Origin of the sequence: Chryseobacterium sp. FH1 (assembly GCF_000735135.1) — a bacterium.
Classification (GTDB): Bacteria; Bacteroidota; Bacteroidia; order Flavobacteriales; family Weeksellaceae; genus Epilithonimonas.
Genome location: NZ_JPLZ01000006.1, coordinates 313,076 through 329,923 on the forward strand (window position 1 = coordinate 313,076; position 16,848 = coordinate 329,923).

Genomic DNA, 16,848 nt, shown 5'->3' on the forward strand with positions numbered 1-16,848 from the left:
ATTACAAAAAATTAATATATGTCACTAATAATTAAACACAAGGATATTAAGCGAATCGTGTTTCCCGCATTTTTGCTTACATCCAGTTTCCTCTTGGGACAACAGGCGGTAAGTGATACTGCAAAGGTTGCTACAAAAGATATTGACGAAGTCGTTGTTATCGGATACGGAACTGTTAAAAAATCCGACCTTACAGGTTCGGTCTCATCCGTCTCTGCAAAAGATCTGGCAGCTACTCCTGCTATGAACGCTTTGCAGGCTTTGCAAGGTAGGGCAGCTGGTCTTAATATTGTTACAGCAAGTGGTGCGCCAGGAGCTAACGCCAATGTTACAATCCGTGGCGGAGCGTCTATTACACAAGGGACGGAGCCTCTATACATTGTAGACGGTTTCCAACTGGACAACGCACTGAATGTCATCAATCCAAATGATATCGAAAGTATCGATGTTTTAAAAGGTGCTTCCGCCATTGCAATCTATGGTGCGCGTGGTTCTAATGGTATTATTGTAATCAAAACAAAAAACGGAAAAAAGGGAAGAACAATTATCAATTATAACAACTTTACATCGTTTGACACGCTTTCCAAAAAATTGGATATGGTTTCTAATGCAGAGGACTATGTAAAGTATCAATATGAGATGGCTAGTTTGGCTGGAAGAACCGCACAATGGAGCAATATTTTTGATAATAACTTGGCACCTGAATCCCCTGGATTTTACACAGGAGCTTATAATAGAATTAGCGACAGATATGCTAACGCGCCAACATTGGATTGGCAGGAGAAAATGTTGGGAGGTTCTGGCGTGACTACCAATCACAACTTTAATTTTTCTGTTGGGACTGAAAAAACACAGGCGTTCGTCAGCTATAACTATAACAAGCAGGATGGATTATTAGACAATTTTAGCGAAACCAGAAACTCTTTGAGAGCCAATGTTAAATCTGAATTGTATAAAGGCGTACGAGTAGATTTCAACACAACATTCAATTCTAATTCACTCAATGGTGGTGGCGCATATACGGGAATGAAAAAGATTTTGCTTCAACCTATAACCGGAGGAACGCGTTTCAATTTAAATCAACTATTCAATTCTCAGAACTATGCTGATTTTTCTGCATTGGAACCTAGTTTTGATACAGAAAATCCATTCATAGAGCTACAGGCTTCCACGTCCAACGCGAGAGCAAGAACCTTTGTAGCGAATGCAGGTGTGGAAATTGACTTTTTAAAGAAATTTACGTTCAGAACTGCTGGACAATATAACTGGAGAAATACCAAATCAACCTCTTTCTCAGACCACAACTCAAGGGCTAATCTAACAGATCCGACGACTACAGGAATCAATGGAAAAATCGGAAACAGCGAGTCTTATGGCTATCAAATCACAAATACAGTAACCTATAACAATACTTTCGGAGAGAAGCACAAATTGAATGCTTTGATTGGCCAAGAGGTTGTGTACTCGCAGTCGGAAAGCAATAATATGACTTTGATCAAATTCCCTTTTCCCAACTTCGGATTGGATGATATTTCTACTGCTACTGTCTCGGAAAAATCAACGAACAGAAGCAGTACATCTTTGATGTCTTATTTTGGAAGAGTAACTTATAATTACGATGACAGATATCTAATGACTGCAACTGTGAGACAGGATGGATCATCTAAATTTGGTCCGAATAGAAAATGGGGTACATTTCCCTCTGTAGCAGGAGCTTGGAGACTGTCGCAGGAAAGTTTCTGGCAGAATTCTAAAATCAACAATGTTGTTAATGATCTTAAATTCAGAGTTGAGTATGGTGTGACAGGGAATAATGACATCGGTAACAATTTGTTCCTTACCACGTATTCTCTAACAGATTATCCGATGAACAATACACCAGGAAATCCAGTTTACGTCACAAGCTCTAATCTTGGAAATCCTAACTTGAAATGGGAAGAGCTAAAATCAACGAATGTTGGAATAGACTTGGCCTTGTTCAATAATCGTATAAAATTGACTTCTGAATGGTATAATAATAATGTTAGCGATATGCTTCTGGAAGCTGTTCTTCCAACGTCAACCGGTTATTCCAGACAATATCAGAATATCGGAAATATGAGAAACAGAGGTATTGAATTTACTTTGAATACCATCAACTTAAAATCAGACAACTTTAGATGGAGCACAGATTTAAACATTGGACATAATAGATCAAAAGTACTTTCATTAGAGGAAGGTAGAGATTTCAGACCTTTCAGTGTAGGAAGCAACAGAGCGGGAGTTGTAACATATTATGCCAGAGTTGGTGAGCAGTTAGGTGAAATGTATGGTTATATTTATGACGGGATTTACACCACTAATGATTTTATCCAAAATGCAAACGGAACCTTGACTCTTAAAGACGGTGTGGTAAAGCCTGCGACAGGAACACCAAAACCTGGAGATATCAAATTTGCGGCAGATAACGAAGCAGGCGACCAATTCACGAGAAAGATGGTTAAGATTGGTGATGCAACACCTGATTTTATCGGAGGTATCAGTAATAATTTTTCTTACAAAGGTTTTGATATTGCAGTATTTATGAAGTTCAGCGTTGGTGGTGATGTGTACAATGCGACAAAGCACAGTTTAAGCCCATATGCTTTGTTCCAGAATGTTCCATCTGAATTTGGAAATAATTTCTATCATTTGATTGATCCGAATACAGGACAGCAAACTACTAATTTGGTAAGATTAAAAGAACTAAATCCGAATGAAGATTCACGTCTTTGGAGTCTTAGCAATACCAATACGCAAACCATCACTTATCCTTCATCATATTATGTAGAAGATGCTTCTTATTTGAGAATTGCACAGCTGACATTAGGATATTCTCTACCTAAAGATTTCCTCAGCGAAATTATGGTTTCAAATGCCAGAATATATGTAACGGTTAATAATCTTGCTACCATTACAGGTTATTCAGGCTTCGATCCAGAGGTTTCTGCTGCAAGTGGTGTGGCTATAACGCCTGGTTATGACAGCTCTGCATTTCCAAGGTCAAGAAGTTATGTACTTGGTATTAATTTAACTTTTTAACTTATAAATTGATTTAAAATGAAAAATATATTTATTCAACATAGATTTATAAAAAAGGCAGTTGTGATGTCTTCAGTTCTTTTAACTGTTCTAATGACCAATTCCTGCAGCGATGATTTTCTGGATCAGCCTGCTTATAACAATACAGATTCAGACAAAGTTTTTGAAAATCTTCAGACAGCGGAGATGTTTGTATTAGGTTGTTACAGAGGTTTGGTACCGACAGAGATGTTTTATCAGCTTGGTGCCGGCGATACTGTGAATCATTCTGTTGAGGCTCTTAATAATTCAAAATACAATGTTGGCAATTATAATTATGATGCCTACACACCTTTTACTGTTACTGGTATTTATTCTGCTATGTACGCCGTGATAGAGCGTACCAATATTGCAGTTTACCAACTAGCAAAAATGCCGGAAAGTGCAAAACGAAATGCGCTGATAGGAGAAGCTAAATCTATCCGTGCTTTTTGTTATTATAATCTCATAAGAATCTACGGTGATGTTCCGGCTGTTTGGGAACCACTGGAAACTATGGATCCTAATGACGAAAATACCTTCTATCCAAAACGCGCTTCTCGAGATGAAATATATGACAGAATTGTTGGAGATCTGCAGGAAGCGGCGACTGATATTCCAACCTTGGCACAAAGTGGTTTTGGAACTACGGAAAGATTATCAAAAGAAGGTGTCAATGCTCTACTTGCAAAGGTTGCTCTTTATGCTGCAGGATATTCACTTCGTTGGGAATTAAATACTTCTAATCCGGGAGTTGTTTCACGCCGTCAGGACAATGCAAGAGTACGAGAACTTTATCAGATTGCAGATGATGCGTGTTCGGCAGTAATAAATGGTGGAACAAAGAGTCTTGTTCAAAGTCAAAGTGGTAAAAGCGGTTTTGAAGCTTTATGGTTCAATTTTGATCGTAGAAACTTTGGAGCAGTCAATTCCGAAATGCTTTGGCATATTGCATCTTTGGGACAGAATACAAATTCAGCATTCCAGATTTATGCACATCCAGGCTATCGTGGGGGTGTTTTTGGCTCTCGTTCTTCTCAACAAATGATATTACCATCATACTATCTTTCGTTTAACCAAAATGATACACGTAGAGATGTGACTTGTACCTCTTACAGCGTCTACTTCTTGGCAGATGGTGGTGCTAACGACACTTTTGTGGATGTGGGTACAACTTATTCTGCAATTATGCCAGGCAAGTTCAGACTGTCTTGGAGTGTAGAACCACAGGCTGCCGCAGATAGAAATCTTAATATTCCAATTCTTAGATATGCTGATGTTCTTCTTATGTATGCAGAAACTCAAAATTATCTGAATAGCGGTCCAACAGCTGCTGCCAATGCCGCTTTGATGACGGTGCGTACCAGAGCTGGAATTGGTACATTACCGATGCCATCAGGACAAGCCGACTTTTTGAAAGCTATTATTCAAGAAAGAAAATGGGAATTTGCTGGTGAGTTCACGCTTCGCACAGATCTAATCAGAACCAACAGCATGACAACTGAGATCGAGGCTACTAGACAGGATATGAAAGATCTGACAAGAAGAATAGGTAAATATGCGAATGTAGCGACTTATAGGCTTTATAAATTTCATAGAAATACACAGGTCTATGGTGATCCCTTCTTAGCTTTGCCTTACATAGATATTACTGACCCGACGGAAATTGCGACGATTAAAAACGTTCCTACCAACTCAGCCAATTTTGCAGCTTATCAAACAGCATTGAGATCTATTGTAGGGGCACACGGACAAACCACATCGCCAGATGATAAATGGTATCCGACACAAATGTTTGAAGCCTACACAAGTACTTTTAACGGCAATGCGAGAAAAGCAGTAGGATTTGGAGCTGGCTTCAACGTATTAGGGATGGGAAATAACATGTATTCTAAACCTTTTGGATACGCCGAAAATGGTGGTGCATATCCTGGTTGGGTAGAGTCTGCAAATGATGGCTTATTCTTCGGTTTCCAAACCAATAAAACAGAACTGTTGCCTTTCGCAGCACAATCAGCAGGTCATCCTATGATAGACAATCCAAACCTAACTCAACTTCCTGGTTATTAATCAGTAAGTTTAATTATCAAAAAAATTAATACCAATAATAAACCAAAATTAGATTGATTTAAAAGATTAATTTATCTCAATGTTAATTTAACTTTAAATAAAGGATTCATCAGTATAGTACGGGATGCAATCGAAAATTGAACAGTCTAATTTTGGTTTAAAATTAAGAATTTATAAAAATGGAAAACGTAAAAACATTTAAATACGTAGATTATTTATGGGACGATGAGAAAGCTGCATCTTTTGGAGATGATCAGGTTGCTTTGTTTTTGTACCGTTCAAACATATTAGGAGCTGATCTCAGAATTACAAATTATGGTGGCGGTAATACCAGTTGTAAAACGATTGAGAAAGATCCATTGACAAATGAAGATGTAGAAGTAATGTGGGTAAAAGGTTCAGGTGGAGACATCGGAACTTTAACAAGAAAAGGAATCGCAGGTCTTTACACTGAAAGATTAAGAAATCTGAAAAACGTTTACGGTGGTTTGGCAGACGAAGACAGAATGGTTGGTTTATTCGACCACTGTATTTTCGATCTGGAAAGCAAAGCACCTTCAATCGATACGCCACTTCACGGTTTATTGCCATTTAAACATATCGATCACCTTCACCCGGATGCTTTGATTGCAGTTGCTGCGGCAAAAGACAGCGAGGCAGTTACCAAAGAAATTTGGGGCGACACAATGGGTTGGGTGCCTTGGCAACGTCCTGGTTTCGATTTAGGTTTACAGCTGGAAAAATGTTTAGCAGACAATCCAGGAATCAGAGGAATCGTTTTGGGAAGCCACGGTTTATTTACTTGGGGCGATACTTCTTACGAATCTTACATCAACAGTTTGGAAGTGATCGAAATGGCTTCGGAATTTATCGCTAAAAAAATAGAAGAAAACGGACAGGTTTTTGGCGGACAAAAAGTAGAATCTCTGCCAGCTGAAGAGCGTAAGGAAAAAGCCGCTCAGATCATGCCTTTGCTAAGAGGTTTGGCGTCTTCAGAAAACAGAATGGTGGGACACTTCACAGACAGCGATGTTGTGTTGGAATTCATCAACAGCAACGATTTAGAAAGATTGGCTCCAATGGGAACGTCTTGTCCAGACCATTTCTTGAGAACGAAAATTCAGCCATTGGTTCTTACTTTAGATAAAAACGAAGATTTAAGCGATTCTAAAGCTGTTCTGGAAAAACTAAATCCACTTTTCGAACAATACAGACAAGAGTACAAAGAATATTACGAAACTTGCAAGCATCCAAACAGCCCGGCAATGCGTGACCCGAATCCGGTGATTATCATTTATCCAGGCGTGGGAATGTTCAGTTTCTCAAAAGATAAGCAGACAACGCGTGTTGCGAATGAGTTTTATGTGAATGCAATCAATGTAATGCGTGGTGCAGAAGCGATTACATCCTACACTTCACTTCCAAGACAGGAAGCTTTCGACATCGAATATTGGTTGTTGGAAGAAGCAAAATTGCAAAGAATGCCGAAAGAAAAACCATTGTCTAGAAAGGTTGCTATCGTAACCGGAGCAGGTGGCGGAATCGGACAGGCAATTGCCGATAAAATGGTTGCTGAAGGTGCTGTTGTCGTTTTCACAGACTTAAATCATGAAGCTGTAGAAACAGTAACTGAAAAATACAGCAAAGACCAGGCTGTTGCCGTTCAATGCGACGTGACAAGCGAAGAAGGAATTTCAAATGCTTTCAAAGAAGCGGTTTTAGCTTTCGGTGGAGTAGATATAATCGTTCACTCTGCAGGTTTGGCGATTTCAAAATCTTTGGAAGATACGACCGTGAAAGACTGGGAGTTGCTTGAAAATGTTTTAGTCAAAGGTCAGTTTATGATGGCTAAATCTGGAACTGAAATTATGAAAAAGCAAAATCTTGGTGGAGACATCGTGAATATTGCAAGCAAAAACGGTTTAGTTGCCGGTCCAAACAACGTAGCGTACGGAACTGCAAAAGCGGCTCAACAGCATATGACAAGATTATTGGCCGCAGAATTGGCCGCTGATAAAATCCGTGTGAATGTTGTGAATCCAGACGGTGTCATCGTTGGAAGCAAAATATGGGAAGGTTCTTGGGCAGAAGGCCGCGCAAAAGCAAACGGAATTTCTGTCGAAGAATTACCAGCTTTTTACGCAAAAAGAAATTTATTAAATGAAATTATTCTTCCTGAAGACATTGCAAACGGCGTTTTCGCTTGTGTTGCAATCTTGGACAAGACGACAGGTAATATCATCAATGTAGATGGCGGAATGGCGAATGCGTTCCCAAGATAAATTTAATTTTTCAAAAGGTTTTTATTTTAATAAATTGAAGGCTTGCTTCGGGTAAGCTTTCAATTTTAAAATTTTAAAAATAGATTATGATAATAAACAAAGATATTATTGATCAATACAACAAAGCAGGCGTTGAAAACTTTAATTCAGATTTCGATTTTCTGCAAAACAAACTGACGAGATCGGGAGCAAACGTTTCTGAGATCGTTAATAAAATCGCCGATTTCCAGGTAGCCATTCCAAGTTGGGCTTTAGGCGCGGGCGGAACTCGTTTCGGGAGGTTTTCTTACGGCGGCGAACCTGCTGTTTTGGAGCAAAAATTAGATGACGTTGGATTGCTTCACGCTTTGACGCATTCTGCGGGAGCTGTTTCACTTCACATTCCCTGGGATATTCCAAGCGATGTAAGTGCTTTGAAAGAAAGTGCAAAATCTCACGGACTTGTTTTCGATGCAATGAATTCAAACACATTTCAAGATCAGTCAGATGCAAAAAAATCTTATAAATTCGGTTCTCTGAATTCTGTTAATGAAGATTCAAGAGCTTATGCTGTTGAACATAACAAAGAAGTCATCAGAATCGGAAAAGAATTAGACTCCAAAAGTTTGACCGTTTGGTTGGCAGATGGCGCAAGTTTTCCAGGCCAATTGAATTTCCAAACCGCTTTATCAAACACTGAAAAAAGTTTGAAAGAAATCTACGCAGATATGCCGGAAGACTGGAAATTGTTCATCGAGTACAAACCGTACGAACCTAATTTCTATTCCACAACAATCCAGGATTGGGGAACTTCTTTTATGCTCGCAAATGCTTGCGGGGAAAGAGCTTTCACGTTGGTTGATCTTGGTCACCATTTACCTAACACCAACATCGAGCAAATCGTTGCAACCTTAATGTACAAAGGTAAATTAGGTGGTTTCCATTTCAACGACAGCAAATATGGTGATGATGATTTGACCGTTGGTTCCATCAAACCTTACGCTTTATTCTTGATTTTCAACGAACTGGTTTATGGAATTGAAACTAACAAAAACAATCCTTATCCAGCTTGGATGATCGATGCAAGTCATAACATCAAAGATCCGTTGGAAGATTTACTACAATCATTAGAAGCTATTTTAATTGCTTATGCTCAAGCACTTTTGGTTGATCAGAAAGCATTAAAAACTGCCCAATTAAACAATGATGTTGTAGCAGCTCAGGATATTTTACAAAATGCTTACAGAACAGATGTTCGGCCGTTGTTGCAGGCTGCAAGATTGCAGACCGGAGCAGCATTGGATCCAATCGCAGCTTACAGAAATCTGAAGGTAAGAGAAACTTTGATCTCCGAAAGAGGCTGGGCAAAGGCAACTGGATTGTAAGATCCAAATTTTAAATTTGATAATTCTAACTTTCACGCGATCTGAAAGTTTTATTATAGCAACCACTCTTTTTTATCATTAAGGAAAAAATGTTTAGTGTGTCAAGTTTCCACTAGTAATGATTTTCTTGATACCTAAACATTCCTTAATGATTAAAAAACAAGCAAAGAAAATTTTAGCATTTCAATATTACTTTACAGCATATTTGTATTTGCTTAATTATATACACTTTAATTCATCAAGAGAATGTCCAAGAAAAAAGTAACGATAGTTTTTGATATTGGAAAAACCAACAAGAAGTTCTTTTTATTTGATAAAAATTACAAAGAAGTTGTTCGCGAATATACAGAGTTACCGCTCACAACAGATGAAGATGGTTATCCAACAGAAGATCTTGTCGCGCTTCAGAACTGGATCAAAGATAATTTCAATGCAATCCTTGACGATGAAAATTTCGATGTCAAAGCCATCAATTTTTCCACTTACGGTGCCAGTTTTGTACACTTGGATCACAAGGGAAATGTCCTGACACCTTTATACAATTACACCAAACCAATCGATGAAGATATTCTCGATTTGTTTTATGAAAAACACGGAAGCAAACTAAAAATTGCCCGCGAAACAGCATCACCACAAGCTGGAATGTTGAATTCAGGATTGCAATTGTTTTGGTTGAAGTACAAACATCCGGAAGTTTTCAGCAAGATCCGTTACAGTCTTCATTTACCTCAATATTTATCGTATTTATTTACCGGAATTTGTGTTTCGGAATTTACGTCCATTGGCTGTCACACCAACTTATGGGATTATGACAAAGGCGATTATCACGATTGGGTTTATGAAGAGGAAATCGATGTTTTGATGCCACCAATCGTACCAACTTCTGCAAGTATCAATACATCTTACAGAAATCAAAAAATCAAGATCGGTGTCGGAATTCACGATAGTTCTTCGGCATTGTTGCCTTATATTTTAAGCAAAAAAAATCCGTTTTTATTATTATCAACAGGAACGTGGAGTATTTCTCTAAATCCTTTTAATGATGAAAGTTTGACTGATGAAGACATCGAAAACAACTGCCTGAATTACATGCGGATCGATGGAAAACGCGTAAAAGCTTCCCGATTTTTTATGGGAAATGAATACCGAATTCAAGTCGAAAAACTTTGTGCTTACTACGGAAAAGAATACGGCGCACACAGAGAAGTGGAGTTTGATCAGGAATTATATTTAAATTTAATGAAAAACAAAGCGGTCTATTTCCGTTTTGAAGGCATTATTTTGAAAAGAAAATTGATTACCGAAACTGATCTCAAATCATTCGCAACTTTCGAAGAAGCTTATCATCAATTAATGATAGAATTAATGGATCTTCAGATTCACACGATCAAAAATGCCATTGGAAATTCTCAGATTGACACGATTTACATCGACGGCGGATTTACAGACAACGACGTTTTTATGAAATTAATGTCGCATCATTTCCAGCATTACAATGTGATGTCAACGCATTCTCCCCTGGGTTCGGCTTTAGGAGCTTCTATGGTGATTTCTAACAAAAAAATAGACGAAACGTTCTTGCAACAATACTATCAGATGAAAGTGCTTCAACCTTTGATTCTTAATTATCATTAATTCATTCTTTGAAGTTTTAGTTAAAAAACCATCAACTATCAACCAAAAACCATCAACCAATTATGTCATTTCCATTTGATACCAATTATGCTTCGCTAGAACTTCTGATCGAAAAAGCTAAAAAGAGAATGCCTCAATTCGCTTTTGATTATCTGGATGGTGGCTGTAATGAAAATATCAACAGAGACAGAAACACAAGCGAACTGAGAGATGTATTGCTTCGTCCGCAGTACCTTCAGGATCATTATCGTGAAGCCAATATGGAAACGGAATTGTTCGGCGTCAAATACGCTGCACCATTCGGGATTTCACCAGTTGGTCTGCAAGGTTTGATGTGGCCGAATGCTCCGGAAATTTTAGCGAAAGCAGCTTTTAAACATAATATTCCTTTCATTTTAAGTACCGTTACAACCAGCAGCATCGAAAGAATCGCTGAATTAACGGAAGGAAAAGCTTGGTATCAACTTTATCATCCAAGAGAAGAATGGTTGCGCGATGATATTCTCGAACGTTGTGAAGCTTCTGGCTACAACGTTTTGGTAGTTTTGGCCGACGTTCCGACTTTCGGCTACAGAGCCAAAGAAATCAGAAATGGTCTGGCAATGCCACCTCAATTGAATTTAAGAACCGTTTCTCAAGCGATGGTAAAACCACAATGGTGTCTGGAAATGCTGAAACACGGCGTTCCTAGCTTTGCCACAATGGATAAGTATATGGACAAAAATATGGGCGTGAAACAGCTCGGACAGTTTATGAATTCTACTTTTTCTGGAAGATTAAACTCAGACAGAATTAAAGCGATCCGTGATAAATGGAAAGGGAAATTGGTCATCAAAGGTGTTGCTTCTGACGAAGATGCTGCAGAATCCGTAAGATTAGGATTTGATGGAATGATCATCTCCAACCACGGCGGAAGACAGTTGGATGCTGGAGAATCCACGATTTCAGTTGTCAAAGACATCAGTGAAAAGTACAAAGATCAGATCAAAATTATGATGGATAGTGGCGTAAGAACTGGTCCGGATGTTGCCCGCGCACTAAGTTGTGGCGCAGAATTTACTTTTATGGGACGAACTTTTATGTACGCAGTTGGCGCGTTAGGCGATAAAGGTGGCGATCATATTATTGAAATGCTGAAGATGCAATTCCGACAAGTGATGGAGCAACTTTGTTGTAATGAAACGACTGAATTACAAAATTTTAGGGTAAAATAATCATTGTGGTAATTTAAATTTAATGTTTATTTTGCGCGAAGCTCCGTAGGAGCGCCACGTTTGTAGAATCATTGTTATCATATATCAAAAAGCTCCGTAGGAGCTACTTACAACGATTCCCTCTCGATAAATTTAAAAACATTATTCACCTGCTCCTTCTTATTTTTCAGAACCATATAGGCCGCAGATTCTGCCATTGCTTTGAAATCTGTAGTAATCACGGTAATTCCCAGCAATTCTTTCAAAGGCGTTTCGTTGTAGGAAATGATGCCGATATCTTCGCCTAATTTCAGATTTTTCTGTCTTATTTGTTTTACCAAATTTACCAGATCACGTTCCTGAATCGTCACAAAAATATCTTTGTCCTGCAGTTCCATATCAGGATAGATGGCGTCCAGAATTTCATAATCAAATTTGAATTCATTACAAAACTTCTCGAAACCACGTACTATTCGGAAAGGATATGGATTGACTGATTTGTTGGGATAAACCAAAATAATCTTGTCATACTTCTTGATCTTCTCCAAACCTTCCTTCAAAGCATTGTAAATATCTTGTGCAAAATCCTGAAAAACCGAACCGTATTCGCCTGAAATATTTGGTTTTGTGTTGTCTAGCATCACCAATTTATTCTTAGGTATTTTCTCGATCATATCAATCACTTCCTGCGTAGAGCTGGTGTGTTTGGACTGGTCATCACGGAAATGGGGCATCACAACGTAGTAGTCAAATCCTCCCAAATTTCGCTTCAAAGCATTGATGAAAAGCGTCTCGTCGCAATGGTAGATATACATTTCAACATTTCCCTTGGTTCCGATGGCATTTACAAAATAATCATAAATCATCATTTTGTAAGTGCTTGGTTTATTGATTAAAAAGAAAATATTGATGACATCACTTTTATTAATCCTCGAAATATAATAACCTTTACCTTTTACGGATTCTATGATTTGCCTTTTTCTAAGCTCTTTGTAAGCTTTTTCAACGGTGTCTCTGGAAAGAAAACAAGCTTCACTCAATTCATTAATAGAAGGTATTTTTTCTCCAATTTTAATTTCTCCGGCGTCAATTCCATTTAGTATAGAATCTACAATTTGTTTGTATTTTGGAACTCGAGAGTTTTCGTTAATATTGACTTCGAATATTTCTGACATAACGCTTTTAAATAGGAATATTACTTTCAGTTCTAAGAATAATCTGACCTTAGAAAATTGATTTAATAAGTAAAGACAAGATACTAAATTTCTATCAATAAGATTTTATTATTTATTATTGTTCAAAATCAGCGTGTTTGCATTATTTAAAGTCGAAAACTTCTCTCAAATTTAACATTCCAAATACCATTTTTTGCATTCTAGGAGACATTAATAAAGATTGTTAGTTCATTATGTTGTTAATATAGATTTCGATGTTCAAATAATTTTTGCAAACTTTACTAGGCTTCAAAGCGTCTGAAGGATCATTGGGATCAAGACCTATTTTCACTTCTACGGAATCCGGAATTCCATCTTTGTCACTGTCTTTTTCAACTTGATAAAATGGGAAATCGCCTAATCCATTATTGGAAAGTGGAAGGTCATCTTCCGTGAAAACATACAAACCTTTTTTTCCTTTAGAATCAACTTCAGAAATAATCAGATCATCCACGTCATCACGCATTGGGAAGTTGGCTCCCGCGTTTTTCAAAACATATTTAAAAGCTTCCTCTGCGGACATTTTAGGATTGGAAAAAGGGTAGGAGAATGGTACACTTTTAAACTTCAGAGGTGTTTCTCCAGGATATCCAATTTCGTTGTGAGGAATCAATGTTCCATCCAATTTACCGTTCTTATTGTCATCAAAATAATTTCCGGATTCATAGAGATTAAAAGTGTTGGTTCCTCTGCTGAAGGGTGTTGTTTGTCTTTCGACATTCAATGGTCCGGCCACAAAATAATTATTAATGATATTCACTTCCGAAATTTGTGTCGAACCACCCATAATATAGCCATCGCCGGAAACAAAATGCCCGTTTTCATTTCCTAAGTTCCCGAAATTATAAATCACATTATTGACAAATTCGTTCTTCCCCTTTACTTTTGGATTCCTCGTTTTGTTGCTTGCATACAGCGATTTGATGATGCTAATGCTACCATTCGTTTGAATCAATCCGCCCGCAGAATGATTGTAAAGATGCAAACCTTGCGCAATAATCGAGTTCTGAAGCGTGATGCTGTCGGGCTCGATTCCTCTTCTGTCCCAGTTGATGGAAAAAACTTCGTCCATTCCCCAAGAAATCGAGAGATGATCGAGAATAATATTTTTACCATTTGAAATTCCAGAAGCATCAGTATTCTTCGAAACCTTGTTTTTATTTCCCAACCTGATTTTCAAATATCTCGCGATTGTATGATTTGCGCCCGAAAAAGAAACCTTTTGACCAGATAGAACGATTCCTTTTCCAGGTGAAGTTTGTCCGGCAATCGTCAAATTTTCAGACACATTAACTGGTGATTTTAAATTAATAATTCCGCTCACCGAAAATACGATAAATCTTCCTGATTTGCTCACTGCCTCGCGGAAAGAGCCTTCGCCACTGTCATTCAGATTGCTTATGGTGTAAACTTCTGGATTCGAAACACCTCGTGCACCTTTTGCAAATTTTCCAAAACCCTCAGCCTCTGGAAAAGCCAAAACCTTCTCTGAATTGCAACTTTCAGATAATTGATTTATTTGATTTTGAGAATGACAGGAGAATAAAAATAGTGAAGCGAAAGACGTTCTGATAATTTTTTTCATACCTAATTATATCCAATCAATTTAAAGTCATATCAATTAAAAATTATCCTGCACTATGCTGTTTATCAGTTAGTTTTTAAAATTTAAAAACAAAAAAGCCTGCCATTTCTGACAGACCTCCTAACTTAAAATATGAATGTGAAATTTTTTAAGGCATCTTTTTAAAACCTTCTGCTTTTATTTTCCAACTTCCGTCTTTCGGGAAACCCGGAAATTCTCCTGTCGAAGCATCCCAACCTTCGAGCATCATCGCAACAGTCGTCAAAACACCACCGTTTCCGGGAAGATAAATTCTAAGACGCTTGTCCTGGAAATTATGTCCGTTTTTCAGATAGGTATTGGTTTGAATGTTCATAAACAAAGCATCCAAAGCTTTATTTGGAAGTCCAAGTCTTGCCGCGTTCATTGCGGTCATCGGGAAATCCCAACCCCACGTATGCTCCCAGTTCCATCTTTCCCAAACGATATCCAGCGTGTTTTTCATAATTTTCTTATCCAGTTTTGGAGATTCGGGAACCATTCCTAATGCGCCCAAAACAGCAGGGTGGTCATTCATCCATTTTGGGAAAGTGAAAGAATCTTTCGCTGATTCTGTCGACAAATAAACCCCATCCTGAACCGGAAGCGGAGCCAGTTTATTGATAACATCATCCCATTTTTGATCTCTCGGCTGTCCCAATCTTTCTTTCCATTCTTGAGCGATTCTCAGTGACCAATCCCAATACGCCACTTCGTAAGTCGGGTTATAAGTATATTTCGCTGGGAAAACTTCCTGAGCCGGAATCACGCCTTTCCCCAAATTGTAGCGATTTTTTTCTTTATCGTAAGTTGCAAAATCAGCCATAAAATCAGCCGTCGCAAAAATCAAATCTTTATATTTTTCTAAAACCTTTTTGTCTTTGCTGTTGCGGTATAAAAGTTCGGTCATATAAATAATGTGCGGCTGTTCCCAAATCAAAAATGCAGCAACTGAAGACGGACTTTCGTTTCCTTCATTATCAGACATTTTAATCCATCTTACCCCTTTATAACCTTGTCTTTCTGCTAATTTTTTAGCCTTATCAAATGACCTGAAATAATAATCGAGTTGCTTTTCCAAAATTTCCGGTCTTCCCCACAAAGCAAAGTGAACGCCGTGCCACCAATGCATTTCCGTGTGCGGTTTTCCGTACCAACTATTGAAGGTCAAACCAGTTTCCTGAGGCGGATTGTTCCCACCACACTGAACTTTTGTTAAATATTCTGAAAGGACAACTCTTCTCTCCAATTCATTGGCTCTTGGGTCTGTACTTCCTTCAAAATCAACGGCAGCACCGCTTTCCCAGAAGTTTTTCCAGCCCGAAATACTTTCTTTTTCAGCATCAGCGAATAAAGTTCTGTTTGATTTCGGACTTTTAGCCGAAAATTCTACACTTAACTCAACGGTTTTGTTTTTCGAAGAAGGTTCGTAAACGAAGTAGTGTTTTCCAGCCTCACGAAGTTTTCCTTCCGTAAAATTTAATTGAGTATAATAATCCGTGCTTTGCAATTTATGCTGAATCAAACCCTGCGTCGACTGTGAAGAAACAATTTTCGTGGTATGTTCGTTTTCTCTTCCGTAAAATGCAGCGTCATCCAAAAACTGTCCTGACGGATGTGGATATTTAGCAAAAACTTTAAGCTTTCCTTTAGCCACCAAATCAGATTCAATTTTCACCCCGATTTTATCTGAATTTTGGAAAGAAGCCGTCCAGACTTTTACCGGAGTTCCTTCCAGAGAAAATTCGCTGGTGATAATTCCCGTCCATAAATCAATTTTCTGATTGACGTTGGTTAAATCTGAAATTTTCGCTTTCTGACCGTCTTTTTTCGTCAGTTCAATCCCGATATTTCCCAACTGCAAACGATGTTGGTTCACACGGAAATATTCAACAGCACCTTTATTTCTTTCCGGTTCTTTGATTTGAACAGAATATAAAGCTTTTCGCCCGTCGTTATTGAAATCGTAAGACTTTAGAGTTTCCTCAAATTTATAATTCTCTTTGTTCGGAAAGCTGTTCCAGCCCCACTCAGACTGCGTGCCGAGAGAAACTCCATTTTTGTAATATTCAGGGAACGACTGCATTCCGGTAATGTCAACCGTGTAGGCAAACTTTCCGTTTCCAACCGTAAAAGTGGAAAGCGTATCGGCTTTTGTGTTGACAATATTATGTCGCTGAACAACCTTTTTCCGGTCGATTTTCTGGGCATTCACTGAAGAAAATCCCATCAGGAAAATCCCTAGATATATTGTAATTTTTTTCATTTTATCTCAATTAATATTTTAAAACTTGCAACTTAGGCTTCGACAGGCTCAGCCTGACAATCCTAATACTAAATGTTCTACCGTGCTGTCAGACTGAGCTTGTCGAAGTCTTGCGCTGATATTTCTATTTTATCTGCCACGAA

Annotated in this window: 9 protein-coding genes; 6 read left to right on the forward strand and 3 right to left on the reverse strand. The window is 38.2% G+C overall.

Annotation, left to right across the window (positions count from 1 at the left end):
- The first annotated feature begins 18 nt into the window (after window positions 1–18).
- The 6 genes from IO90_RS08480 (at window position 19) to IO90_RS08505 (ending at window position 11,643) form a co-directional block, all read left to right on the forward strand.
- Window positions 19–3,060, forward strand: a complete 3,042-nt coding sequence (locus tag IO90_RS08480; RefSeq protein ID WP_034965736.1) for a SusC/RagA family TonB-linked outer membrane protein — start codon at window positions 19–21, stop codon at window positions 3,058–3,060.
- An 18-nt stretch (window positions 3,061–3,078) separates the two neighbouring features.
- Window positions 3,079–5,148 (forward strand): RagB/SusD family nutrient uptake outer membrane protein, encoded by a 2,070-nt coding sequence (locus IO90_RS08485; RefSeq protein ID WP_034965737.1) that lies wholly within the window; start codon window positions 3,079–3,081, stop codon window positions 5,146–5,148.
- Window positions 5,149–5,327: 179 nt separating this feature from the next.
- Window positions 5,328–7,430 carry a bifunctional rhamnulose-1-phosphate aldolase/short-chain dehydrogenase gene (locus tag IO90_RS08490; RefSeq protein WP_034965738.1) on the forward strand — a complete coding sequence of 701 codons (2,103 nt, stop codon included), beginning with the start codon at window positions 5,328–5,330 and terminating at the stop codon, window positions 7,428–7,430.
- An 86-nt stretch (window positions 7,431–7,516) separates the two neighbouring features.
- Complete coding sequence (locus IO90_RS08495; protein ID WP_034965739.1) at window positions 7,517–8,794, forward strand: TIM barrel protein; 1,278 nt, start codon at window positions 7,517–7,519, stop codon at window positions 8,792–8,794.
- Between the two features lie 246 nt (window positions 8,795–9,040).
- Entirely contained in the window at window positions 9,041–10,429 is a 1,389-nt protein-coding gene (locus tag IO90_RS08500; RefSeq protein ID WP_034965740.1) for an FGGY-family carbohydrate kinase, read from the forward strand.
- A gap of 62 nt (window positions 10,430–10,491) precedes the next feature.
- Window positions 10,492–11,643: an alpha-hydroxy acid oxidase gene (locus IO90_RS08505; RefSeq protein WP_034965741.1), complete on the forward strand. Its 1,152-nt coding sequence runs from the start codon at window positions 10,492–10,494 to the stop codon at window positions 11,641–11,643.
- 107 nt (window positions 11,644–11,750) lie between these two features.
- Here the strand turns inward: IO90_RS08505 and IO90_RS08510 are convergent, their stop codons facing one another.
- The 3 genes from IO90_RS08510 to IO90_RS08520 all read right to left on the reverse strand — a co-directional run bounded on the left by IO90_RS08510 (window position 11,751) and on the right by IO90_RS08520 (window position 16,705).
- Entirely contained in the window at window positions 11,751–12,797 is a 1,047-nt protein-coding gene (locus IO90_RS08510) for a GntR family transcriptional regulator (protein WP_034965742.1), read from the reverse strand.
- Window positions 12,798–13,020: 223 nt separating this feature from the next.
- Window positions 13,021–14,421: a thrombospondin type 3 repeat-containing protein gene (locus tag IO90_RS08515; protein WP_051878448.1), complete on the reverse strand. Its 1,401-nt coding sequence runs from the start codon at window positions 14,419–14,421 to the stop codon at window positions 13,021–13,023.
- 148 nt (window positions 14,422–14,569) lie between these two features.
- Complete coding sequence (locus IO90_RS08520) at window positions 14,570–16,705, reverse strand: hypothetical protein (RefSeq protein WP_034965743.1); 2,136 nt, start codon at window positions 16,703–16,705, stop codon at window positions 14,570–14,572.
- Between the last annotated feature and the right edge of the window lie 143 nt (window positions 16,706–16,848).